Consider the following 24084-nt stretch of genomic DNA (forward strand, 5'->3'; position numbering starts at 1 on the left):
AGATGCTTACTTCTTTTCGCCCTTGGCGCGCTCGACCGCTTCCTTGATCAGCTGCTTGGCGACGGAGGCATCCTTCCAGCCGAAAATCTTGACCCACTTGCCGGGCTCCAGATCTTTGTAGTGCTCGAAGAAGTGCTCGATCTGCTTGAGCGTGATTTCCGGCAGGTCGGTGTATTCATGCACCTTGTCGTAGCGCTGCGTCAGGTGACCCGACGGAACCGCGATGATCTTTTCGTCCTGGCCGGAATTGTCTTCCATCATCATCACGCCGATCGGGCGGACGTTGATGACGCAGCCCGGAACGAGCGGACGGGTGTTGCAGATCAGAACGTCGATCGGATCGCCATCATCGGAAAGCGTGTGCGGCACGAAGCCGTAGTTCCCCGGATAGGTCATCGGCGTGTAGAGGAAACGGTCGACGACGAGCGTGCCGGCTTCCTTGTCCATCTCGTACTTGATCGGATGGCCGCCAACAGGAACTTCAACGATGACGTTGACATCTTCCGGTGGATTCTTTCCGATGGAAATCGCATCGATACGCATGGAATACTCCCAGGGTCGGTTGAGAAATTTGCCCGTCGGATAAAGGGAAACATGCCGCGATGCAACATAACTTTCGTCCGGAGTGCAGATTCACCTTGCCAACCCGCCGTGACCTGAAGTTGATTGCATCAGAGGATTTCTCGTAAGGAGGGATTTTGGATGACCGCAAAGGCCGCATGTTTCCTTGCTGCAGCACTTGCCGCCACGCCGGTTCTGGCCAACGACAGCGTCTATTCGGATGTCAGCCGCGACAAGTGCACTATTGTGGAGGAAGTCGAAGGCATCTTCATGTCGATGACCTGTCCTGGCCCTGACGGCTACCCCGCCCACTTCAAGGAATCCGATATCCGGCAAAGCTTCTTCTTCGGGCATCTGAATGCGCGATACCTGAAGGAAGGTTTCGAAACCTTCGGCCCCTTCAACCACGCCGGCACGATGGTGGAGTGGCGCCTGAACAAGGACAAGGTGCCGGTATCGGCCATCCTGCGCTGGGTGATCGAGAACGGCGATCCGAAAACCGGCGAAGGCAACTCGGCCTATGACGGCCAGGTCCTGGTGATCTCAAAGGTTGCGCAGAAGGAAGACGGGATCGGCTGCGTCGCCGGCTATGTCGATGCACTCGCCAATCCGGATCCGAACACGCTCGCCCGCAAGATCGCCGACGACATTGCCCCGGGGTTCCGGTGCGGTATCGACGAAGCAGCCTACCATGGCAAGCGCGGTGAGAAGGCGAGCGGGTCGCGTCACCAATTGCCTACCGCGCCGCGCGTCAAATAGGAGGCGCAAAGGACGCTGTAGCGCTTTAAATTTGCTGCATAATTTTGTCCTTAAATCGGATCCGATTTAAGGAATTATGCAGGAGGTGACATCGAGGTCAGACGCAAGCAGGCGTCAGTTCCAGGCAAAGCCGATCTTCTTGAGGTGCTTGTCGCCGAAATCTTCCATGCCCTCGGCGATATCGCTGCCGCCAGCCCCCTGGAAGAACTGATAGGCGTTATCGCTGTCTTCGAGGCACCAGACGACCAGTCCCCTGCAGCCGAGCGACCGCAGCAGGCTCTTGGCTTCGCCGAAGAGAACCCGTCCAAGGCCGATGCCCTGATATTCCGGCCGCAGGTAGATCTCGTAGATTTCGCCTTCCTGCGGCAGCGCCTTGGCGCGGCTGAGGCCGAGGGTCGCATAGCCGGCAATCGTTCCGGCCACGTCGACGACCAGCAAGGTCGCCGGACCCCGCGTCGCCTTGCGCCACCAGACCTCGTCTCGACGATTGACCATCTGGACCAGGGGGCGGTGCGGAATGATGCCGCCATAGGCTTGTAGCCACGAAACGCGATGCACGTCGGCAATCGCCGACGCCTCTTGCGGTTCTCCAGGCCTGACCTCGATCGAAACAGTCTTCATGACTCACGACTCTAAACGCACACAGGGCGAACAGGAATCCCACCCGGGGGCCGCGTCGCGTTAACCCACAGGCAACTTTAACGGCATCCCATGGAAGGTTAACGCCTTTTTAACTTTATCCGCAAGCCGCCCCCCGCTGGCACACACAGCAAAAAACCCCGGATTGCTCCGGGGTTTCGCTAATCGCTCGCTTTTGTCGGTGGGCGCTTAAGCGGCGCCAGCCGTACGCGACTTCTCGAAGCGCTTACGGTCGTTCGAGTCGAGGTACATCTTGCGCAGACGGATCGACTTCGGCGTGACTTCGACCAGCTCGTCGTCCTGGATCCAGGACAGCGCGCGCTCGAGCGTCATGCGGATCGGCGGCGTCAGCTTGACGGCTTCGTCCTTGCCGGATGCACGCATGTTGGTGAGCTTCTTGCCCTTCAACACGTTGACTTCCAGGTCGTTGTCGCGCGTGTGGATGCCGATGATCATGCCGGCATAGACCTTCTCGCCGGCTTCGATGATCATCGGGCCGCGGTCTTCCAGGTTGAACATGGCGTAGGCGACCGATTCGCCGGCGTCGTTGGAGAGCAGCACGCCGTTGACGCGGCCGCCGATCTCACCCTTGTACTGCTGGTAGGCGTGGAACAGACGGTTCATGACCGCTGTGCCGCGCGTATCCGTCAGCAGTTCCGACTGGTAGCCGATCAGGCCACGGGTCGGTGCGAAGAACACCAGCCGGACGCGATTGCCGCCGGACGGACGAAGCTCGACCATCTCGGCCTTGCGTTCGGACATCTTCTGAACGACGACGCCGGAATGCTCTTCGTCGACGTCGATGACCACTTCTTCGATCGGCTCGAGCAGCTGGCCGTTCTCATCCTTGTGCATGACGACGCGCGGACGCGAGACGGCGAGTTCGAAACCTTCGCGGCGCATGGTTTCGATCAGAACCGCGAGCTGCAATTCGCCACGACCGGAGACGAAGAACGAATCCTTCTCGGAGGATTCCTCGATCTTCAGCGCGACGTTGCCTTCGGCTTCCTTGAACAGACGGTCGCGGATGACGCGGCTCGTCACCTTGTCGCCTTCGGTGCCGGCAAGCGGGCTGTCGTTGACGATGAAGGACATGGTGACGGTTGGCGGGTCGATCGGCTGTGCGGTCAGCGCTTCGGAGACCGACGGGTCGCAGAAGGTGTCGGCGACGGTGCCCTTGGTCAGGCCGGCGATCGCGACGATGTCGCCTGCATGGGCTTCTTCGATCGGCTGACGCTCGATGCCGCGGAATGCGAGGATCTTCGAGATACGGCCGTTTTCAAGCAGCTTGCCGTCCTGGCCGAGAACCTTGACCGGCTGGTTCGGCTTCAGCGAACCCGAATGGATGCGGCCGGTGATGATACGGCCGAGGAAGGGGTTTGCTTCCAGGATCGTGCCGATCATGCGGAACGGGCCCTCGCCGACCGTCGGCTCGGGAACGTGCTTGAGCACGAGGTCGAGAAGCGGTGCCATGCCCTGGTCCTTCGGGCCTTCAGGCGCGACGTTCATCCAGCCTTCACGACCCGAACCGTAGAGGATCGGGAAGTCGAGCTGCTCGTCGGTGGCGTCGAGGTTCGCAAAGAGGTCGAAGACTTCGTTGATGACTTCTTCGTGGCGTCCATCAGGACGGTCGATCTTGTTGATCGCGACGATCGGCTTCAGGCCGACCTTCAGCGCCTTGCCGACGACGAACTTCGTCTGCGGCATCGGGCCTTCGGAGGCGTCGACGAGAACGATGGCGCCGTCCACCATCGACAGGATGCGTTCGACTTCACCGCCGAAGTCGGCGTGGCCGGGGGTGTCGACGATGTTGATGCGCACACCCTTCCACTCGACCGACGTCGCCTTGGCAAGAATGGTGATGCCGCGCTCTTTTTCGATGTCGTTGGAGTCCATGACGCGTTCGGCAACGCGCTGGTTTTCGCGGAACGAGCCCGACTGCTTCAGAAGCTCGTCGACAAGGGTCGTTTTCCCATGGTCGACGTGCGCGATAATCGCGATGTTACGAATGCTCATTTTTCGTCTCGGAAGGTTTAGGGCACGCCCCAATGGGCCACGCCGCTTTTTCAATGGTCGGGCTCATACAGGTTTTTTTGCGATTGCGAAAGGGGGGCGCGCGCAAGAGCCCGGCTCCGAAGTCCCGACAGGCCATGGGTTTGCAACCGGAAAGGGTCGCGCCAACCGGGTTTGGAAAGGGTTCAACCAAAGCCAAAACGCTCATGCGACGGCGGCCGGGTCGAGCGTCACGCGCCACAATTCCTGGTCCTGCCGATCCATCAGCCGCACGGTCATCTGCTTGGTCTGGCCGTTGATATCGACGATGCCGAAGAACTGCAGCCCGGCTGATGGAGGGAGGTTGCTGTCCACACCTCCACCGGACGCCTTGATGAAGCGCACGTCCGGGCCGAACGTCATGTCCAGCTCCTTCGGACCATAGGTACCGGAATGCAAGGGACCGGAAACGAACTCCCAGAATGGCAGGAAATCCTTGAAGGCCGCCCGCGACGGATCGTAGTGATGCGCGGCCGTATAATGCACATCCGCCGTCAGCCACACGAGGTTGTCGATGGCATTGTCCCTGATGAAGCGGAGCAGCTCGGCAAACTCGGTTTCGCGACCCGTCGGTGGACCATTGTCGCCATTGGCGATTGCATCGGAACCACGCCGGTTGGCATAATCGTCCCAGACGACGAGACCAACAGGCATATCGCAGGCGATCACCTTCCAGACGGCGCGCGACGCGGCAAGCTCCCGCTTCAGCCAGTCCGCCTGGCGCCAGCCGAACAGGCCACCATCACCCTCCCCCTGGTTGGGGCCGCGATAGGACCGAAGGTCGACGAAGAAGACATCGAGCAGCGGACCGTAGGCAATCTTGCGGAAGATGCGGCCGGGCTGCGTCGGCGGCGTGCGGACCGGCGTCATCTCGTTAAAAGCGCGCCCCGCGCGCGCGGCGTAGACCGCAACGTCCTTTTCCGGATAGCGCGGATCGTCGCTGAGGTCTGTCGAGGCCGACCAGTTGTTCAGGACCTCGTGATCGTCCCACTGATAGAAGGTCGGGCAGACGGCGTTGAGTTCACGCACATGGTTGTCGAGCAGATTATACTTCCACTGGCCGCGATATTCCTCGAGCGTGCGCGCCACATCGCGCTTCTCATGCGTCACCACCCGGTTCTTCCAGATGCCGCCGTCGCGCAAGGCTATCTCGTCGGGAATGGGATTGTCGGCGTAGATCGTGTCGCCGGAATGGATGAAGAAGTCCGGCTCGTGCAGGCGCATGGTCGAATAGGTCTTCATGCCGACATCGTCGATGCCCCAACCCTGGCCGGCCGTGTCGCCGGACCAGACGAAGCGGACCGAGCGCTTGCGCAACGGCGCGGTGCGAAACCGCCCGACGACCGGCTCGGACACCCGGTTGATGTCGTAAAGATCGGTCGCGGTGAACCGATAGAAGATGTCCTGGTCCGGAAGCAGATCCTCCAGCGCGCATTTGACCGCACAATCCGTCTGCGGTGTTGCGGTGAGTTCGGCGAGACGAACCGGATTGGAAAAGCTTTCGGTCGTCGAATAGTCGAGCGTCACCCGCGACGGCCTGTCGACCCGCGTCCACACCATGCCGGAACTCGTGTCGACATCGCCCGACTGCACCCCGTGGATGAATTCCGGACGGCCGTAGCCGCGGGCATAGAACGGTGTTGCAAGACCGGAGGACGCAACGAGGCCGGCAGCACCGGCAGACAGAAGGAAGGAACGGCGGGACAGCGTGGTGCCTTCGAAGGTGGCTCGTCTTCGACGGCGACTGGGCCGGGCCGAAGGCAGTCGGACGTTTCTCGACCTGGGCGATCCGCCAGGGATCGAAGGCTGCCGGCTTCGAGACCATCGAACGCGCCTCGCACCAATCGATCGCCGCCGCACAGCGCAAATCTGCAAACCTGCGAAACTGCCTGCGCACTTTCGTCTATCGTCGGTTCATTCTCTGCGCGCATAAACCCTGCTGAATATCCACTTGCATGGAGGCGGTGCGGCGGGTGCAACCTCATGGCATTTGCCGCAAGCCCTGCTATGAAGAATCTCGTCCGCGGCCGCGGCCCCCCTTGCTGCGCTACGGACGAAACGCTTCAGCTCGCCGCCCGGCGACGTCAGATATCGGCAGGTTCCTTATCGTGTCCCATTCGAACACTCCCGTGCGTGATCACCTCGAACAGATCCTGAGCCGGCTCGATGCCCGTCGGGAGAACGAGAAGACCTATGTCAAGCTCTATGCCGACAGCGCCCGCATCGAGGCCGATGCCGCCGACCGCCGCCTTCAGGCCGGCGCCACGCTCGGACCGCTCGACGGCAAGATCGTTTCGATCAAGGATCTTTTCGACGTTGCCGGAGAACCGACGCTCGCCGGCTCGATCATCAAGCGCACGGCAGCCGTGCCGCAACAGGACGCCGTCGTGGTCAGGAGATTGCGCGCCGCCGGCGCCGTGATCGTCGGCAAGACCCATATGACCGAATTCGCCTTCACCGCGGTCGGCCTCAATCCCCATTATCCGGTTCCCGGCAACGCGACCGATGAAAGCCTGATCCCCGGCGGCTCGTCCTCGGGCGCGGCCGTGTCGGCGGCGGAAGGCACCTGCGATATCGCCATCGGCTCCGACACCGGCGGTTCCGTGCGCATCCCGGCGGCGCTGAACGGCCTCGTCGGTTTCAAACCGACCGCCAGCCGCGTGTCCCTCGACGGCGCCTTCCCGCTTGCCCCGAGTCTCGATTCTATCGGGCCGCTCGCCCACACGGTCAGCGACTGCGCAGCTGTCGATGCCGTCATGGCCGGCGAGCCGGTAACAGCGCTTGTTCCCCAGCCGATTGCCGGCCTGCGGATCGGCGTGCCACGCGGCCAGCTCCTGGCCGCGCTCTCAACCGAAATAGCCACACACTTTACGGCATGTCTCGACCGCCTCACTGCTGCGGGCGCCGACCTTGTCGATTGCGGTATCGACGACCTTATCGACCGGTTGAAGAAGGCGACCGCGATCGGCTCGATCGCCGGCCTCGAGGCGAGCCGTCTGCATGCCGACTGGCTTTCGGATCACGACGCACCGGTCGACATCAGGGTTTCATCGACGCTTCGACGTCGTTTGCTGACGCCGCAGGCAGCACTAGATGCGCTGTTGGAAACGAGAGCAGGCCTAGCAAGTGCCATGGACGATCGGCTCTCCGCCTACGATCTCATCGTCTTGCCGACGACGCCGATCGCCGCAGTGCCGATCGCCTCCGTGGAGGCGAATGAGGCAGAATATGATCGCGTCGAGGGCTTGCTCTTGCGCAACTGCCAGGTCGCAAACCAGTTCGATCTCACGGCCATAACCTTGCCGATGCCGGGGCCGACCCGCCCGGCTGGCCTGATGTTGGTGGGCAGGAACGGAACGGACGGGACGCTGCTGGCGGTAGCGGCCTCGGTCGAGGCGCTGTTACGGGAAAGGTGATGCGTCCGGTTCGACCCGAACCAAACCCCGGCACATAATCAGTTGAGGGCGCTCACGCGAGGGCGCCCGTATCGTATATATGAAGCCTGGCCAGCGAACCGAACGGCTTTGCAGTTGGCGGCCAGTTGCAAAGCCCACGCCTGTGCTTGCATAGCGAACTGGGCCTCGCCGTCTCGCCTCAGTGCATCGTTTCGCCGGAAACCTCGTCGCGAAGGATGCGGAACGCATCCTCGAGTGCTGCGACCAGCACATTGGTTAGCTCTTCGCCGTCATTGTTCGTGAGGTAGAGGGCAACGGCCGAATCCTGCGGATCGGTATAATGCTCGATATCGCTTGACATATCATCGTCCTTTGTTCGCCGTGTCACATCCCGGCTCTTGGCGCGATGGTATAAAGCCCGACTTGTGCAAAGCTTGACGGGCAGAGCTTTGCATGACGCTCTGGTCGCGGCTTGGCATCGGGCTCGGCCTCTCGAAACAAGTGGCCCGATATACGCGGCTTGGCGGCATCGCCTTTTTACTCGCCCTCGCCCGCGCGGCGCGCTAGAGGACGCAGGAGATGAACGTCGGAACTGAAAATGTCGAAAAAGCCGAAGCGCGATAACGCCCATTATGAGCAGCGGTTGAAGGCCGAGTTCCCGGACATCCACAGTGATGTGCTCACCGGCAGGATCTCCTCGCTTCGCAAGGCTCTCGTCATCGCCGGCCTGAAGCCGCAGCGGACCCGCCTTGAGAAACTCAAGAATTCGTGGGCAAAGGCCACCCCTGGCGAGCGCGACGGCTTCCTGACCTGGCTGGCGATATCAGGCGTGTTGCCTGTTGCCACTCCAGTTCCGCCCACGGCCGCCGTGCCTTCTCCCATACCCGCAGGTGCCCCCATCGCCAGCGGACGTTACCTGCTTCCCTCCACGATCACCCGGATCAAGGCGATCATGGCAAAGCAACGCCTGAAGCCCGACGACGTCATGCACGAGATGGGTTTTTTGTCCGATGGACAGTCCCTTGCCCGAGCGCTTGCCAAGAACGCAAGCCTGAGGCTCGCGGTGATTGCCGGGCTGGAGGCGTGGCTGCGCACGCATGAAGAGTGACATCGTCATCGCAGCGGTATCCCTGGACTACAGCGCCGCGCGTCTTTATTACACGCGCAAATGTCGCTGTAGCACTCTGAATTACTGCATGTTTCCTTAAATCGAATTCGATTTAAGGAAACATGCAGTAGACACGAGATCACTCCCGGCCGTCGAGGCTCGCTTGAGCAGCGCGTTTCAGTTCCCGGAACGTTCGCACATGCCGTCCATAGGCGGCGGTCATCACGCCTGAATCCGGCACAGAAATGTTCCGGCGCATCGTCCGGGCCGCCCTCTAAGAGAAGGAGAAGACGGACAAACGGGAGAGGCGAGGCAAGGCCCGGGTGGGCGACAAGCGACACAACACGCTTATTTCCGAAGGTTGTTGCGAACTGGCGCAATACACCTACAGGTGCTAGTATTTCTGCGCCTACTGCATGTTTCCTTAAATCGAATTCGATTTAAGGTTAAAAACATGCAGCAATTCAAAGTGTTGCAGCGACCTTTGCGCATCTAACAAGACGCGCGGCGCTGTAGAGTTCCTGGCGAACAAATCTCGCAGTCGATAATCAGTTAAACGCGAATTGCTTGCAGCCAATTGCCGCGCCGTCGAGCCCCGCTCGATGACCAGAGTCGTTGTTCGACGACATCAACGTGGAGGAAAAGCCAATGGCCAGCAATCTTGTTTCCTACATCGCGCAGATGCTTACCCCTGACATGATCGCGCGCATCGCTTCAGTGCTTGGCCTGGATAGCAGCAAGGTGCAGAGCGCCGTCGCCGCTGCCGTACCGGCAATTCTGGCGGGCCTGACCGGCGTCGCCGCGCAGCCGGGCGGCGCGCAAAAGATCGCCGACAGCGCCAAACAACAGAGCGGCTCGCTCGACAATCTCATGGGAATGCTGGCGGGTGGCGACCAGGTTTCGCTTGCCCAAAACGGCTCACAGATCATCTCATCGCTGTTTGGCGCCAAGGACGGCAGTGCGCTGGCAACGGCCATAGGCGGGGTTTCCGGCATGGATCAAAGGGCGAGCGGCTCGCTGCTGGCAACGCTTGCTCCGCTGGTCATGGGCGGCCTCGCCCAGCAGAGCGGAGGCGACCTGAGCGCCAACGGCATCGCCGGTCTGCTCGCCAGCCAGAAGGACAATATCGCCGCCGCATTGCCATCCGGCGTCAGAGACCTGCTCGGCGGCACCGGCCTGCTCGGCTCGCTCGGCGCTCCGGCACAAACCGCTGCAGCCTCTGCCAGCCAAGCGACCCGCAGCGCTGCCGCTTCGGCCTCCGCAGTCGGTGGTGCCGGCCAACGCGCAGCGGCAGCAGCGGCCGCCGCGCCAGCCTCGTCGCGCAACTGGCTTTATTGGGTGATTGCCGCCCTGGTGATTGCCGGCGTGCTTTTCTACCTGTTCGGCAGGCCAAAGGAACCGGTCGCACCCCAGGCCGGCACGCCTGAGCAGAGCTTGACGGTCGGCGGGGTCGATGTCGGCCAGCAGGTCAAGGACGGCATGGCCAGCCTGCAGACAGCGCTGACGGGCGTTACCGATGCGGCCTCCGCCACGGCGGCCTTGCCGAAGCTGGAGGATGTCTCGAGCCAGCTCGACAAGGTCAGCGGTGTGGCCGGGCAACTCTCAGCCGGGCAGAAGGCAGCCCTCACGGCCCTGATCACGCCGATGATGCCCACGCTCAATGGGCTGTTCGACAAGGTTTTGGCCATCCCCGGCGTTTCGGACATTCTGAAACCCACTATCGATGCATTGAAGACGAAGCTGACGGCCCTGTCGACCTGATGTTTCGAGAAACCGTCGGCACTCGGCGCGCCGCGTGGATCGGCAACGACTGTCATGAACACGAAATCGAACGAAGGAGGGTCAGCCATGGCTGACAAATCGGCATTCACCCCGGAGGAATGGACGTTGCTTCTGGAGAGCGTGATGATGGCGGGCATAGCCGTGACCGCGGCGGAGCCGAGCGGCCTGTGGGGCATGCTCAAGGAGGGCCTCGCCAACAGCCGCGCCCTGCTGCAGGCAAAAACGATGCCGCGGCCAATCCGCTCGTCAAAGCGCTCGTCGCCGACTTCGAAACCTCGGTAGGACGAACGACGGCACGCGACGGCCTGCAGGCGAAACTGAAAGGCTCCAAGCCTGAGGACATGAAGGCCAGATGCATCGAAACGTTGCAGCAGGCGCGAACGGTCGTCGAAACCAAGGCTCCGGATGATGCCAGCGCCTTCGCCGCATGGCTGTATCAGATCAGCCAGCGCGTAGCGGAAGCCGCCAAGGAAGGTGGATTCCTGCGTTTCGGCGGTGTCGCCGTCAGCGAAGCGGAGAAAGCGACCCTATCGGAAATATCGGCCGCGCTGAAAATCGCCTGACGCTGCGCCGGCAATGCCCGCTTCGTCGCCTGAAGCTACTCTGGCGAGCTGGGAGGAATTCGGGCTAAAGCAGGATTGAAGTCCCGATGGCGGAGAGGGTGGGATTTGAACCCACGATACCCTTGCAGGTATGCCGCATTTCGAGTGCGGTGCATTCGACCACTCTGCCACCTCTCCGCATAGTCGGTCGGCGCTTGTTCGGCGCGGTCGGGTTCATAGCGGCAGATTCGGGTGCTGGCAAGGGCCTCGGTGAAGATTATCCAATGCGGCGAGTGCCTTCTTCTTGACAGAGGAGCGCGTTTCCCGTAATTCGCGCAATGAAGTGGTGTGGCTTGCCCTCACCGCAGCGGGTGTGATTTGCGCCCATTCACCGGCAGGGCTACGGGAATGATCCCGGAGTTCTGCTAAAAATGTCGACTGACAAAAAGACGGCCTTGCCCCTGGGGTAAAGAGCCGGCCCGAACATGAAAGGATAAAGAATGTTCGCAGTCATCAAGACCGGCGGTAAGCAGTACCGCGTGGCAGCCAACGACGTCGTAACCATCGAAAAGCTGGAAGGCGTAGCAGGCGACAAGATTGAATTCACCGAGATCCTGATGGTCGGCGTCGGCGCCGATGCAACCATCGGCGCTCCGTTTGTCGAAGGTGCCGTTGTCAGCGCCGAAGTCGTTGAACAGGGCCGCGCCAAGAAGGTCATCGCCTTCAAGAAGCGTCGCCGCCAGAACTCCAAGCGCTCGCGCGGTCACCGCCAGCACCAGACGACCGTCCGCATCCTGGACATCGCTGCTGCCGGTGGCAAGGCAAAGAAGGCTTCCAAGAAGTCTGAAGCCGCCGCTGAAGCTGCAAACTGAGTTTTGGGATCGAAGGTTTAAAGGAGAACACCAATGGCACACAAAAAAGCTGGCGGTTCGTCGCGCAACGGTCGCGATTCCGAGTCCAAGCGCCTTGGCGTGAAGAAGTTCGGCGGCGAGAAGGTCATCGCCGGCAACATTATTCTGCGTCAGCGCGGCACCAAGTGGCATCCGGGCGCCAATGTCGGCCTCGGCAAGGACCATACGATTTTTGCGCTTACGGCAGGTAACGTGGACTTCCGTACGAAGGCCAATGGCCGCGTGTACGTGTCTGTAATGCCGAAAGCGGAAGCAGCGGAATAAGCCGGTAGCGCTCTAAAACAGCCGGCGTCTCATCGACCCGGCTGACGCACCTAACGGTTCCAAGCCAGACCTAAAAAGGGGAGATGGGGCAATACCCAACTCCCCTTTTTTTCGTTTCTGGAGGACGAACCATGCAAACCGAGCTACTGAGGGAAGACCAATCACGGTCTCCCGAACAAAGGCTGAGGCCCCAACGGTCAAGGACCGATTGCCCGATATTGTTGTCACCCCGGCTCGTTCTGCGCGCGCCCCATGAAGACGATATCGACGCCCTTGCCCATCTTGCCAACAATGCCAATGTCGCCACCATGGTCTCGCGCATGCCGCACCCGTATACGACGGCCGATGCCGCCGATTTCGTGCGACGCGCCAAAGCCGGCACGATTGGCAAGTGCGTCTACGCGATTACCAAAGCGGATAATGGCGCATTCCTCGGTTGTTGCGGTATCGAGCCGCACCCCGATGGCAAGACGGCGGAACTCGGCTACTGGCTGGGCGAACCCTATTGGAACCAAGGCTATGCCACAGAGGCTGCCCAGGCGCTCACCGACATGGCCTTTCGCACCCGTGACATCGACCAGATCGATGCGCGCTGCCGGGTCATGAACCTCGCCTCGCGCCGGGTCATCCAGAAGTGCGGCTTCCAGTTCCAGGGCAGCGGCATGGTCGGCAGCCTGGCGCTCGGCGGCTCGATCTCTGTCGAATGGTATCGGCTCGACCGCAAGACCTGGGTTTCGCTCAGAAGCTGGGGAGGCATGCGATGAACGCGCTCACCTCCGAACGCTCGCGCACCGCGATCCGTCCCGGCCCCGGGCCCTGCCCGGTCATCGAAACCAGGCGGCTGGTGCTGAGGCCCCACAGCCGAAGCGATGCCGAGGCGATCGCTCAGTCGCTGGGCGATTTCCAGGTGGCGCGCATGCTCTCGCGTGTGCCTGCACCTTACGACCAGCAGGATGCGCTCGATTGGCTGGCAAGCCAGACCTCGGGACTCACCCCCGACTGGACGCTGGCGATCACCACCGGCGACGACGTGCATATCGGTTGCATCGGCATCGAGCTCAGGCACGGCCAATGGCATGTCGGCTACTGGCTGAACCGGTTCTACTGGGGCAAGGGCCTGGCGAGCGAAGCAGCCTATGCGGCGATCGAGCGCTTCTTCCGGCGCATGCCGGAAACGACCCTGCATTCCGGCGTCTTCGCCGACAATCCGGGGTCGCTCAAGGTCCAGGAAAAGCTCGGCTTCCAGATCACCGGCTGCAGCCAGATCTATGCGCTCGCCCGCAATGCCATGGTCGCCCATATCGAGACCCGGCTGAGCGCGGCAGATCTGCGCCGGCCACACTGAAGAAACAATCCCCGCGAAGCCATGCCTTTGCGGGGATATTCGTCAAGCGAGTTCAAAACCAACAGGAAGATGATCGGACCCCTTGGCGTCGTAATCGGTCCAGGCGTCCTTCAGCTGCGGCACCAGGCCGGTGCTGATGAAGCCATAGTCGAGATGCATGCGCTTTTGAGGATTGTCGGGATGAACCCAGCTATAGCTTTCCGGCGTCAGCCGGTTGAGATGGGCGAGCACGTCGACCGGATTTTCGAGCCGAAGCGAGCGTCCGTAATAAGCGTCGCGCGAGCCGGCCATCGCGCAATATTCCGGCGTCTCCGGCTCCATGTTGAAGTCGCCCATGACGACGAAATCCTCCGGATGCGGCGGCTCAGCAAGACCGAAATCGGCAGCCCCGGTAATGCCGCCGCCCTCAAGCGGATAGCCGAGCAGCCGCTCCTTGAGGAAGCGGATCTGGGCGATGCGCTCGGCGGGAAGCACATGGTCGAGATGCACGGAATAGACGCGCAGCGGCCCGCCCGGCGTGGCGACCAGCGCTTCGGTGGCGCCGCGCTGCAGGTTCATCGGGCTGATGGTCCGGGTGCGCGGCAGCGATATCAACCGGGTCGACAGGATCGGCCAGCGCGACAGGATCATGTTGCCGAACTGGAAGCGCCGGTTGACGGCGCGGCCGCCCTCGATCGAAGAGCCGATATCGATGTCGCAAGGGGCATGAAAGGCTGAGAAATGACCGGGGAAGAGCGCTTCGAAACGGGCAACCAGATCGACGTGGCCGTTGCGGTGAAAACCGCGTGTCACTTCCTGCAGCGCGATGATGTCGGCGCCGCCAAGCGACGCAGCAATGCGCTCGGGTTCAAACTGGCCGTCAAGACCGATGCCGTATTGGATGTTGTAGCTGGCAAAACGCACGATATTCTTTGACCTCCGGATGAACCGCCTATATCGATGGCGGCAAAATACGACCGCGCAAATACACCGAACAGATGGCAGTCCAATGAAATTTCTAGACGAAACGAAAGTCTACATACGCTCCGGCGACGGCGGCGCAGGCGCCGTGTCGTTCCGTCGTGAAAAATTCATCGAATTCGGTGGACCTGATGGCGGCGACGGCGGCCGCGGCGGCGACGTCTGGGTCGAGGCGGTCAACGGCCTCAATACCCTGATCGACTTCCGCTACCAGCAGCACTTCAAGGCCAAGACCGGCACGCACGGCATGGGCCGCAACCGCACGGGCGCCGGCGGCGCCGACGTGACGCTGAAGGTTCCGGTCGGCACCCAGATCTTCGAGGAAGACAGCGAGACGCTGATCGTCGACATGGTCGCCGAAGGCCAGCGCTACCGGCTTGCCGCCGGCGGCAATGGCGGCTTCGGCAATGCCCATTTCAAGTCCGCCACCAACCAGGCGCCAAGCTGGGCCAACCCCGGCCTCGAAGGCGAAGAAAAAACCATCTGGCTGCGGCTGAAGCTGATCGCCGATGCCGGCCTCGTCGGCCTGCCCAATGCCGGCAAATCGACCTTCCTTGCCGCCTGCACCCGGGCGCGGCCGAAGATCGCCAATTACCCCTTCACCACGCTGCACCCGAACCTCGGCGTCGCCACCATCGACGGCAACGAGTTCATCATCGCCGACATTCCCGGCCTGATCGAAGGCGCGCATGAAGGCGTTGGTATCGGGGACCGTTTCCTCGGCCATGTCGAGCGCACGCGCGTGCTGCTTCACCTCGTCTCGGCCCAGGAAGAAGACGTCGCCAAGGCCTACAAGACCGTGAAACACGAACTCGTAGCCTATGGCGGCGGGCTCGAAGACAAACCCGAGATCGTCGCGCTGTCGCAGATCGACGTGCTCGACGAGGACGAATTGAAGGTGAAGGCCAAGGCGCTGGCAAAGGCCTGCGGCGAGCAGCCTCTCCTGCTTTCGGCCGCCACCAGCAAGGGCATGACCGAGGCATTGCGGGCGCTACGCACCGTCATTGTCGCGGCAAAGTCCGGAGAAGAGACCGCCTGACATGACGAAGACCCGCAAGCCGCTTCAGAAGTATCGCCGGGTCGTCATCAAGATCGGGTCGGCCCTGTTGGTCGATCGCGCGACCGGGCTGAAAAAGGCCTGGCTCGACGCCATGTGTGCCGACATCGCCGCCCTCAGGGCCAAGGGCGTCGACGTGCTCGTCGTCTCCTCCGGCGCCATCGCGCTCGGCCGCACCGTACTGAAACTCCCTTCTGGCGCGCTAAAACTCGAGGAAAGCCAGGCGGCCGCGGCCGTCGGCCAGATCGCGCTTGCCCGCGCCTGGTCGGAAAGTCTTTCGACAGACGCGATCGTCGCCGGCCAGGTGCTACTGACGCTCGGCGACACCGAGGAGCGTCGACGCTATTTGAATGCCCGCGCCACGATCAACCAGCTGCTGAAGCTCGGCGCCGTGCCGATCATCAACGAGAACGATACGGTGGCGACCACCGAAATCCGCTATGGCGACAACGACCGCCTGGCCGCCCGCGTCGCCACCATGGTCGGCGCTGACCTCCTGGTGCTGCTTTCCGACATCGACGGCCTCTATACGGCGCCGCCGCATCTCGACCCCGATGCCCGTTTCCTCGACACGATCGCGGAGATCACGCCCGAGATCGAGGCGATGGCAGGGGGGGCTGCCTCCGAGCTGTCGCGCGGCGGCATGCGCACCAAGATTGATGCCGGCAAGATCGCAACCACCGCCGGCTGCTCCATGATCATCGCCTCGGGCAAACCCAACCATCCGCTGGCGGCCATCGAGGAAGGCGCTCGCTCGTCCTGGTTTGCACCATCGGGCTCACCGGTGACCGCACGCAAGACCTGGATTGCCGGGCAGCTGCTGCCGGCCGGCACGCTCGCCATCGATGCCGGCGCCGAGGAGGCGCTGCGCTCCGGCAAGAGCCTGCTGCCTGCCGGCGTGCGCGAAGTGAAGGGCACCTTCAGCCGCGGCGACACCATTGCCATTCTCGGCGCAGCGGGCCGCGAAATCGCCCGTGGTCTTGCCGGCTATGACGCCGACGAGGCTCGCCAGATCGCCGGCAAGAAATCCGCAGAGATCGCGGCGATCCTCGGCTATGCCGGCCGCGCCGCCATGGTGCATCGCGACGATCTGGTGATGACCGGCAAGCGCGCCGACGAGAAGGACGGCCGGAGGGATGAAGTCCATGCTTGATGAAGTCAGGAATAAGGATGACGTCGAAGGCGTCATGCTGGAGATCGGCCGCCAGGCGAAGGCGGCAAGCCGGCCGCTTGCCGTCGCCACCGCCGAACGCAAGCATGCGGCCCTCGTTGCCATGGCCGAGATCATCGTCAATCGCCGCGACGAGATTCTTGCCGCCAACGCGATCGATCTTGAAAACGCCCGCCAGTCCGGCATCGCCGCGTCCTTCATCGACCGCCTGACGCTGACGGAGAGCCGGATCCGCGACATGGCCAACGGCATTCGCGCGATTGCCGACCTCAAGGATCCGGTTGGCGACGTCATTGCCGAGTGGGATCGCCCCAATGGCCTGCACATCGAGCGCGTGCGTACGCCGCTCGGCGTCATCGGCGTGATCTACGAAAGCCGCCCGAACGTGACGGCAGATGCCGGTGCACTGTGCCTGAAGGCGGGCAATGCCGTCATCCTGCGGGGCGGCTCCGACAGCTTCCATTCCTCGCGCGCCATCCATGCCTGCCTCGTCGAAGGCCTGAAGGCTGCTGGCCTGCCCGAGCATGCGATCCAGATGGTGCCGGTTGCCGATCGCGCTGCCGTCGGCGCCATGCTCTCGGGCCTCGGTGGCACGATCGACGTCATCGTTCCGCGCGGCGGAAAAAGCCTCGTCGCACGGGTCCAGAACGAGGCGCGCGTGCCGGTGTTCGCCCACCTCGAAGGCCTCTGCCACATCTATGTCGACGCATCCGCTGATCTCGCCATGGCCGAAAAGATCGTCGTCAATGCCAAGATGCGCCGCACTGGTATCTGCGGTGCCGCCGAGACACTGCTGATCGACAGCAATGCTGCGGACAAGCTGGCAAGGCCGCTACTTCAGGCGCTGCTCGCAGCCGGCTGCGAAGTGCGGGTGTCCGAAGAGCTTGCCGGAACCATCGATGGCTTGCGGCCGGCGACGGACGCGGATTGGTCGACGGAATATCTCGACGCGATCATCTCTGTCCGACTGGTGGACGGGATTTCCGGCGCGATCGAACATATCAACACCTGGTCCTCGGCGCATACCGAGGCGGTAATCGCCGAGGATGCCGATGTCGTCGAGCGCTTCTTCGCCGAAATCGATTCCGCCATCCTGCTGCACAATGCCTCCACCCAGTTTGCCGATGGCGGCGAATTCGGCATGGGCGGCGAGATCGGCATTGCCACCGGCAAGATGCACGCCCGCGGCCCCGTTGGCGTCGAGCAGCTGACATCGTTCAAGTATCGCGTGCGCGGCGCCGGACAGGTCAGGCCCTGACGTGACGTCCAGCGAAGTGAACGGCCGCTATCTGCGCATGCCCCATGTCGAAAGCGGCATGGTGGTCGGCCTGTTCGGCGGCTCGTTCAATCCGCCGCATCAGGGGCATGTGCTGGTCGCCGAAACGGCGATCCAGCGCCTCGGCCTCAACCAGCTCTGGTGGATGGTCACCCCCGGAAACCCGCTGAAGAACCACAATAATCTGGCGCCGCTTGCCGATCGCATCGCGCTCAGCGAGAAGATCGCCCCGAATCCGCGCATCAAGGTGACCGCCTTCGAAAAGGCGCTGGGGCAGAGCTATACCGCTCGCACGCTCGAGATGGTAAAGGCCCGCAACCGCGATATCCGCTTCGTCTGGATCATGGGGGCCGACAACCTGCGCAGCTTTCACCGCTGGCAGAATTGGCAGAAAATCGCCCGCACGTTTCCGATCGCCGTCATCGATCGGCCGGGCTCGACGCTTGCCTATCTCTCCTCGCGCATGGCCAAGACTTTCGACTATGCCCGCATCGACGAAGACGATGCCCGGCGCCTTGCTTTTCACCCGGCACCCGCCTGGACCTTCATACACGGGCCGCGCTCCTCGATGAGTTCGACGGCACTTCGATCCGCCAGAACGGCGTGAAATCGAATGATTCATTTCTCGTGTCTTGAAACCGTTCTGGTTTGATGCCTACATTTACTGACGGTTCGAGCGAAACAGTCGAATCGGAAGTGCCTGTTCTGTTCACCTGGAAAGGAAAAACCCTGACAACAGCACACGCCAAGGGATATGCGGCCTCCGCGTTCCCACGCAGCACGGGATCTAGCGACGAAGCCGCTGTCCGTGCGCTTCAACTGGTCCTCGAAAGCCTAGAGGACTCGAAGGCAGAAGATATCGTTACCATCAACATTGCCGGCAAGTCGGCGCTGGGGGACTTCATGGTCGTTGTCTCCGGGCGATCGAGCAGGCATGTGGCGGCGATTGCCGACCATCTGACCACGGACCTGAAGGACGAGGGCTTCGGCAACGCCCGCGTCGAAGGTCTGGAAACGGGTGACTGGGTGCTGATCGATACCGGCGATGTGATCATTCACATCTTCAGGCCGGAAATCCGGGAGTTCTACAACATCGAGAAGATGTGGGCGACACCGGAGATCGAGGACGGCACGCTGCATTGAGATCGCACGGTTCGTCGGGCGTCTGAGCCGCCGCACGCACCGTATTGCGATCATACATATTGGGAATGTGGCTGTCATCGCCGAAGCGGCGTTCGCAGCCAGGATAATTGTTGCGACTGATCGTAGCTTGCAGCGCCGCGTCTGGCATGACGTGCAAATGTCGCTGTAACGCTTTAGTGCGCTGCATGACCTTCTCCTTGAATCGACCCCGGTTTCAGGAGGTGTGCAGCAGTGCGGTCCAGCGCAGGCGGAGACGGATTGGGTCATGCGTATCGGACTTTTCGCAGTCGGCCGCCTCAAGGCGGGGCCGGAAAAGGATCTTGCGGCCCGCTATCTCGATCGTTTTGCCAAGGCCGGTCCGGCGATCGGTCTCGAGCTTTCCCGCGTGGTCGAAGTCAACGAAAGCCGCGCCTCCAACTCCGATACGCGCAAGCGGGAGGAGGCAGCCCAGCTTGAAAAAGCGCTCACTGACGGCAGTCTGCTGGTGCTGCTTGACGAACGCGGCAAGGCGCTCGATTCCGAAGGCTTCGCATCGCTGCTCGGCAGTTTTCGCGATAGCGGCAAACGCGACCTGATGATCGCGATCGGCGGCGCCGACGGGCTCGACCCTGGCCTTCATTCGCGCGCCGACGCCGTGCTCAATCTCGGCAAGATGACCTGGCCGCATCAGCTGGTGCGCATTCTGATCGCCGAACAGCTCTATCGCGCCGTGACCATCCTTTCCGGACATCCCTATCACCGTGTCTGAGACGCGCCATGCACCGGCGATAACGAGAATATGTGTTGGTCGCATCCGCCAAATCAGATTAGGCTTTTTGAGGAGAGCGTCACGCACCGGGGAAAGATGCCCGGCGAGCGCTCAGAAACGTTGAAACTGCGCATGACGCTTTCCGAAAATCGGTTCCGGTTGGCGGAAGTAAGCGCGAAGCATTTCCAGTTGGATGCATAGGGACGAATGACGCGCCGAAGCATGATGAGCGCTTTCAGCAAGATCGGTGGCGAAGCATGGCGGCCCGGCCGCAGTGCGGCGCTGCTGGCGCTTGTGCTTGTTGCTGCGCTTCCGGCAGCCGCCCAGGATGCACCGGCGACGCCAGCGGCATCAGCGGCGGACCAGCAGCAGGGGCCGCCCGATCCGGCGGCAAACCTGACGCTTCGTCGAGACAGCACCCGCAGCGAGCTCGATGCGCTGTCGAAAACCATCACGCTGTCGCAGGAGCGCGCCGACGAGCTGGCGGCGACCATCGCCGAGATCGACAAAAACAATGAGGCATTGCGCGCCGCCATCGTCGATTCTGCCAGGAAGCGGCAGGGTCTGGAGCAGCAGATCGTCGATGGAGAGAAGAAGCTGAGCGAGTTGCGCTCCAAGGAAGATACCGTGCGCCGATCGCTGCGCGCCCGGCGTGGGGTGCTTGCCGAAGTGCTCGCCGCACTTCAGCGCATGGGCCGCAACCCGCCGCCGGCGATCCTGGTGACGCCTGAGGATGCGCTCGGCTCCGTTCGCAGCGCCATTCTGCTCGGCGCTGTCGTACCCGGAATTCGCGAGGAAACGGACAACCTCGTCGCCGACCTGAAGGCGCTCGCCGATATCAGAACCGGCATCGGCAAGCAGCGCGAAGAGCTGACGGCAGCGATGACGGCCAATGCCGAGGAAGAGCGTCGCATGTCGATGCTCGTGGCCGAAAAGGAAAAACTGCGCCAGAAAAGTGCGGCCGAACTCGCCGCCGAACAGCGCAAGGCGCAGGAACTCGCCTCGCAGGCGACCAATCTCGAAGGCCTCATCGGTTCGCTCGAAAATGACATCGCTTCGGTGCGCGACGCGGCTGCCGCCGCACGCGCGCAGGAAGAGGAACGCCTGCGCATGAGCGAGGCCGAGCGCGAAGCGGCGCGGGAGCTCGCCCGGAGCGCCGTGCCCGACAAAAACCGCATTGCGCCAGCATACGTGTTCTCGGAGCTGAGGAATAAGCTTGCCTATCCGGCCGCGGGATCGCTTTTGCGAAAGTTCGGTGATGCCGATGGTACAGGGCACTCCCTGCAAGGGATCATGTTGGAAACCAACCCCGGCGCGCTGGTGACTGCGCCGTCAGATGGCTGGATCGTCTATGCAGGCAATTTCCGCAGTTATGGGCAGATGATCATTCTCAATCCGGGCGACGGCTACCATGTTGTGCTGTCGGGCATGGAGAAGGTGAGCGTACAGACCGGACAATTTGTCGTGGCGGGTGAACCGCTTGCGACGATGGGTGCGAAAAGAGTCGCAAGTGCTGCGGCCTTGGCGCTGGAAACCGACCGGCCGACGCTTTACATTGAATTCCGAAAAGACGGAAAACCGGTTGATTCCCGACCATGGTGGACCGCAGCAGAGGTTGGAAAGGCGCGAAATGATACGTAGGGCTTCACTTGTTCTGGTCGGGGCGCTGATGGGTGCGACCGCTATGGGCGTCATTTATTCGGCTGTCGTTCCGGCCGTCGCGGCCAATACCTCGACTTATCGCGAGCTGGCGATTTTTGGTGACGTGTTTGAGCGCGTGCGCGCGCAGTACGTCACCCCTCCGCAGGATGACAAGCTGATCGAGAATGCCATCAATGGCATGCTCTCTTCGCTTGATCCGCACTCGAGCTACATGAACTCGACCGACGCCGAGGACATGCGCACCCAGACCCGCGGCGAATTCGGCGGCCTCGGCATCGAAGTGACGATGGAAGACGACCTCGTCAAGGTCACGAGCCCGATCGACGACACGCCCGCGGCCCGCGCCGGCGTTCTCGCCGGTGACTTCATTTCCAAGATCGACGGCCAGGACGTTCGTGGCCTGAAGCTTGAAGATGCGGTCGAGAAGATGCGTGGCGCCGTCGGCACCCCGATCAAGTTGACGATCCTGCGCAAGGGCGCCGACAAGCCGATCGAACTGTCGATCGTGCGTGACGTGATCGCCGTTCGCGCCGTCAAGTTCCGCACCGAAGGCGACGTCGGCTATCTTCGCGTGATCTCGTTCACCGAGAAGACCTACGACGACCTGAAGAAGGGCATCGAGAAGATCAAGTCCGAAGTACCGGCCGACAAGCTGAAGGGCTATGTCCTTGACCTGCGCCTCAACCCGGGCGGTCTGCTCGACCAGGCGATCAACGTTTCCGACGCCTTCCTGGAGCGTGGCGAGGTCGTTTCGACCCGCGGCCGCAATCCGGACGAGACCCGCCGCTTCAACGCGACGCCTGGCGATCTGACCGACGGCAAGCCGGTGGTCGTTCTCGTCAATGGCGGCTCGGCTTCCGCATCGGAAATCGTTGCCGGCGCCCTGCAGGACCTGAAGCGCGCGACCGTGCTCGGCACGCGCTCCTTCGGCAAGGGCTCGGTACAGACGATCATTCCGCTCGGCGAAGCAGGCGCTCTGCGCCTGACGACGGCGCTCTACTACACGCCGTCGGGCAAATCGATCCAGGGAACGGGCATCACGCCCGACATCAAGGTCGAACAGCCACTGCCGCCGGAACTGCTTGGCAGGGTCGAAGCCCAGGGCGAATCCGATCTGCGTGGCCACATCCAGGGACAGAGCGAAACCGACGAAGGTTCCGGCTCGGTCGCCTATGTACCGCCGGAAACCAAGGACGACCTGCAGCTCAACTACGCGCTTGACCTCTTGCGCGGCAAGAAGACCGATCCGGCCTTCCCGGCAAGCCCGGAGCAGGCAGAGCTCAAGAAGTAAGCCATTGAAGGCGCCGGGCTGGTCAACCCGGCGCCTTTATACTATGTGGGCTGCAGGTGCTGCCGGAAACCGCCGATTCTCTTAAAAACGGCGCATCCCTCACCGGCAACTCTCCTTCAGGTCGACCGAGGCTCCGTTTGGGAACAGATCTCAATGCCCCCCTTGGCCAGAACCGCCGGGAAAAGACCGCGCCAAGACGCGACCGTCGTCGCCTTCTCAGCTATTCCCTTGTCGGCATCTTTGCCCTTTCCATAATCGGCCTTTCCGTCTGGAACGCCGTCGCTCCGGATGGGTTGCGCAGGCAGGCGTCCGAACCGGGTATGGTTGGGCCGGAACCGGCCGAAACGGCACAAAAGACACCCAATTCCACAAGCGGGCAAGCATCGAACACCAGCGGCGGCACGCTGAAGCCGGGCACCGCCTTCTCCGGCGCTCATGTCGAGGAAACCCTGACAAACGACGGCGCGACCGTCACCAAGTTCACGCCGCGCCAACGCGACGGCAGCGGGCCTGCGCTGATCAATGTCGGCCCGATCCGCGGCCAGGACCCGCGCATGGCCGCCCTTCCGAATGACGACCTGCTGGAAGACAGCGCTGAGGGCCGGCTACCGATCACCGCCGCCGACGGGCTGCGGCCGATGGATCAATATGCCCGACCCTGGTCGGGTGCACGCGGCACCCGTATCGCGCTTGTGATCGGCGGCCTTGGCCTCAGCCAGACCGGCACGCAGAAGGCCATCCGCGACCTGCCGCCCGACGTCACCCTCGCCTTTGCCGCCGCCGGCAACAGCCTGCAGCGCTGGATGCAGGAGGCAAGACGCAGCGGCCATGAGATCCTGCTGCAGATCCCGATGGAGCCTTTCGATTACCCCGACAACGATCCGGGACCGCGCGCGCTCCGCCTCTCGCTTGGTTCGACGAAGAACCTGGCCGAACTGCACAAGAACATGGCGCAGATCACCAACTACACCGGCATCATGAACTATCTCGGTGGGCGCTTTCTCTCCGATGCCGATGCTCTCGAACCGGTGATGCGCGATCTCGGCAAACGCGGCGTGCTTTTCCTCGACGACGGCACGTCGGCGCAATCGCTGTCCGGCAAGCTTGCCGATGCCTTTGACGTTCCGCATGGCTTCGCCGACATGACCGTCGACAGCGAGCTCAGCCGCAGCGCCATCCTGAAAAAACTCGACGAGCTGGAACGCATCGCCCGGCGCAACGGTACAGCCATCGGTGTCGCCTCCGCATTCGACGAGAGCGTGGCCGCCATCGCCCAGTGGGCCGGCGAGGCGGAAGGGCGCGGCATCGAGATCGTCGGCGTTTCAGCACTCGTCAAGGACCCGCAGCAGAGATAGGTCAAGCGTGCCTTGAGCGCCGCGCGTCTTATTGGACGCGCAAAGGTCGCTGTAGCACTTTGA

The 24084-nt window shown here is 62.4% G+C and carries 25 protein-coding genes and 1 tRNA gene; 19 read left to right on the forward strand and 7 right to left on the reverse strand.

Annotation, left to right across the window (positions count from 1 at the left end):
• Nucleotides 1-6: 6 nt before the first annotated feature.
• Nucleotides 7-543, reverse strand: coding sequence for an inorganic diphosphatase (gene ppa / locus ASD00_RS29805; RefSeq protein WP_025425109.1), 537 nt, complete (start codon nt 541-543; stop codon nt 7-9).
• A 159-nt stretch (nt 544-702) separates the two neighbouring features.
• Between ppa and ASD00_RS29810 the strand changes: the two genes are divergently transcribed.
• Nucleotides 703-1320, forward strand: coding sequence for a hypothetical protein (locus ASD00_RS29810; RefSeq protein WP_025425110.1), 618 nt, complete (start codon nt 703-705; stop codon nt 1318-1320).
• A 114-nt stretch (nt 1321-1434) separates the two neighbouring features.
• On the opposite strand, the gene ASD00_RS29815 is transcribed toward ASD00_RS29810, so the two are convergent.
• The 3 genes from ASD00_RS29815 to ASD00_RS29825 form a co-directional block, all read right to left on the reverse strand.
• Nucleotides 1435-1941 carry a GNAT family N-acetyltransferase gene (locus ASD00_RS29815; protein WP_025425111.1) on the reverse strand — a complete coding sequence of 169 codons (507 nt, stop codon included), beginning with the start codon at nt 1939-1941 and terminating at the stop codon, nt 1435-1437.
• Between the two features lie 207 nt (nt 1942-2148).
• Nucleotides 2149-3975: a translational GTPase TypA gene (gene typA / locus ASD00_RS29820; RefSeq protein ID WP_025425112.1), complete on the reverse strand. Its 1827-nt coding sequence runs from the start codon at nt 3973-3975 to the stop codon at nt 2149-2151.
• A 201-nt stretch (nt 3976-4176) separates the two neighbouring features.
• A complete protein-coding gene (locus ASD00_RS29825; protein WP_057210892.1) occupies nt 4177-5775 on the reverse strand; it encodes an alkaline phosphatase in 1599 nt (532 codons plus the stop codon).
• Between the two features lie 344 nt (nt 5776-6119).
• Between ASD00_RS29825 and ASD00_RS29830 the strand changes: the two genes are divergently transcribed.
• Entirely contained in the window at nt 6120-7427 is a 1308-nt protein-coding gene (locus tag ASD00_RS29830; RefSeq protein WP_025425115.1) for an amidase, read from the forward strand.
• Between the two features lie 178 nt (nt 7428-7605).
• Here the strand turns inward: ASD00_RS29830 and ASD00_RS41060 are convergent, their stop codons facing one another.
• On the reverse strand, nt 7606-7767 hold the full coding sequence (locus tag ASD00_RS41060; protein WP_164474930.1) for a hypothetical protein: 162 nt from the start codon (nt 7765-7767) through the stop codon (nt 7606-7608).
• Between the two features lie 237 nt (nt 7768-8004).
• Between ASD00_RS41060 and ASD00_RS29835 the strand changes: the two genes are divergently transcribed.
• The 4 genes from ASD00_RS29835 to ASD00_RS42145 all read left to right on the forward strand — a co-directional run bounded on the left by ASD00_RS29835 (nt 8005) and on the right by ASD00_RS42145 (nt 10859).
• Nucleotides 8005-8514, forward strand: coding sequence for a hypothetical protein (locus tag ASD00_RS29835; RefSeq protein WP_025425116.1), 510 nt, complete (start codon nt 8005-8007; stop codon nt 8512-8514).
• Nucleotides 8515-9162: 648 nt separating this feature from the next.
• Entirely contained in the window at nt 9163-10275 is a 1113-nt protein-coding gene (locus tag ASD00_RS29840) for a DUF937 domain-containing protein (protein WP_025425117.1), read from the forward strand.
• 87 nt (nt 10276-10362) lie between these two features.
• Nucleotides 10363-10578: a hypothetical protein gene (locus tag ASD00_RS42140; RefSeq protein WP_225906506.1), complete on the forward strand. Its 216-nt coding sequence runs from the start codon at nt 10363-10365 to the stop codon at nt 10576-10578.
• 59 nt (nt 10579-10637) lie between these two features.
• Complete coding sequence (locus tag ASD00_RS42145) at nt 10638-10859, forward strand: hypothetical protein (protein ID WP_244496171.1); 222 nt, start codon at nt 10638-10640, stop codon at nt 10857-10859.
• Nucleotides 10860-10946: 87 nt separating this feature from the next.
• Here the strand turns inward: ASD00_RS42145 and ASD00_RS29850 are convergent.
• Nucleotides 10947-11036: transfer RNA gene (locus ASD00_RS29850), tRNA-Ser, on the reverse strand.
• A 302-nt stretch (nt 11037-11338) separates the two neighbouring features.
• On the opposite strand from ASD00_RS29850, the gene rplU reads away from it, so the two are divergent.
• The 4 genes from rplU to ASD00_RS29870 all read left to right on the forward strand — a co-directional run bounded on the left by rplU (nt 11339) and on the right by ASD00_RS29870 (nt 13358).
• Nucleotides 11339-11710 (forward strand): 50S ribosomal protein L21, encoded by a 372-nt coding sequence (gene rplU / locus ASD00_RS29855; protein ID WP_025425118.1) that lies wholly within the window; start codon nt 11339-11341, stop codon nt 11708-11710.
• Nucleotides 11711-11743: 33 nt separating this feature from the next.
• Entirely contained in the window at nt 11744-12013 is a 270-nt protein-coding gene (rpmA, locus tag ASD00_RS29860; protein WP_025425119.1) for a 50S ribosomal protein L27, read from the forward strand.
• 131 nt (nt 12014-12144) lie between these two features.
• Nucleotides 12145-12777, forward strand: a complete 633-nt coding sequence (locus ASD00_RS29865; protein WP_025425120.1) for a GNAT family protein — start codon at nt 12145-12147, stop codon at nt 12775-12777.
• Complete coding sequence (locus ASD00_RS29870; RefSeq protein ID WP_025425121.1) at nt 12774-13358, forward strand: GNAT family N-acetyltransferase; 585 nt, start codon at nt 12774-12776, stop codon at nt 13356-13358. Before ASD00_RS29865 ends, ASD00_RS29870 begins: the two co-directional genes overlap by 4 nt.
• 42 nt (nt 13359-13400) lie before the next feature.
• Here ASD00_RS29870 and ASD00_RS29875 read toward each other — a convergent pair whose 3' ends face one another.
• Nucleotides 13401-14261, reverse strand: a complete 861-nt coding sequence (locus tag ASD00_RS29875; RefSeq protein ID WP_025425122.1) for an endonuclease/exonuclease/phosphatase family protein — start codon at nt 14259-14261, stop codon at nt 13401-13403.
• Nucleotides 14262-14346: 85 nt separating this feature from the next.
• Here ASD00_RS29875 and obgE point away from each other — a divergent pair, with 85 nt between their 5' ends.
• The 9 genes from obgE to ASD00_RS29920 all read left to right on the forward strand — a co-directional run bounded on the left by obgE (nt 14347) and on the right by ASD00_RS29920 (nt 24021).
• The gene (obgE, locus tag ASD00_RS29880; RefSeq protein ID WP_057210849.1) at nt 14347-15357 is read left to right on the forward strand and encodes a GTPase ObgE; all 1011 of its coding nucleotides are present in this window, start codon (nt 14347-14349) and stop codon (nt 15355-15357) included.
• A gap of 1 nt (nt 15358) precedes the next feature.
• Nucleotides 15359-16528 (forward strand): glutamate 5-kinase, encoded by a 1170-nt coding sequence (proB, locus tag ASD00_RS29885; protein WP_025425124.1) that lies wholly within the window; start codon nt 15359-15361, stop codon nt 16526-16528.
• Nucleotides 16521-17804 (forward strand): glutamate-5-semialdehyde dehydrogenase, encoded by a 1284-nt coding sequence (locus ASD00_RS29890; protein WP_025425125.1) that lies wholly within the window; start codon nt 16521-16523, stop codon nt 17802-17804. The genes proB and ASD00_RS29890 overlap by 8 nt, the downstream gene beginning before the upstream one ends.
• A 16-nt stretch (nt 17805-17820) precedes the next feature.
• Nucleotides 17821-18429 (forward strand): nicotinate-nucleotide adenylyltransferase, encoded by a 609-nt coding sequence (locus ASD00_RS29895; protein ID WP_113567003.1) that lies wholly within the window; start codon nt 17821-17823, stop codon nt 18427-18429.
• A gap of 44 nt (nt 18430-18473) precedes the next feature.
• Nucleotides 18474-18965, forward strand: a complete 492-nt coding sequence (rsfS, locus tag ASD00_RS29900; RefSeq protein ID WP_025425127.1) for a ribosome silencing factor — start codon at nt 18474-18476, stop codon at nt 18963-18965.
• A gap of 265 nt (nt 18966-19230) precedes the next feature.
• Nucleotides 19231-19713: a 23S rRNA (pseudouridine(1915)-N(3))-methyltransferase RlmH gene (rlmH, locus tag ASD00_RS29905; RefSeq protein ID WP_025425128.1), complete on the forward strand. Its 483-nt coding sequence runs from the start codon at nt 19231-19233 to the stop codon at nt 19711-19713.
• Nucleotides 19714-19935: 222 nt separating this feature from the next.
• Entirely contained in the window at nt 19936-21354 is a 1419-nt protein-coding gene (locus tag ASD00_RS29910) for a murein hydrolase activator EnvC (protein ID WP_025425129.1), read from the forward strand.
• Entirely contained in the window at nt 21344-22666 is a 1323-nt protein-coding gene (locus ASD00_RS29915) for a S41 family peptidase (protein ID WP_025425130.1), read from the forward strand. Before ASD00_RS29910 ends, ASD00_RS29915 begins: the two co-directional genes overlap by 11 nt.
• 137 nt (nt 22667-22803) lie before the next feature.
• Nucleotides 22804-24021 (forward strand): divergent polysaccharide deacetylase family protein, encoded by a 1218-nt coding sequence (locus ASD00_RS29920; RefSeq protein ID WP_057210852.1) that lies wholly within the window; start codon nt 22804-22806, stop codon nt 24019-24021.
• Nucleotides 24022-24084 lie beyond the last annotated feature (63 nt).

This window comes from Ensifer sp. Root31 (genome assembly GCF_001424825.1).
GTDB lineage: Bacteria > Pseudomonadota > Alphaproteobacteria > Rhizobiales > Rhizobiaceae > Ensifer > Ensifer canadensis.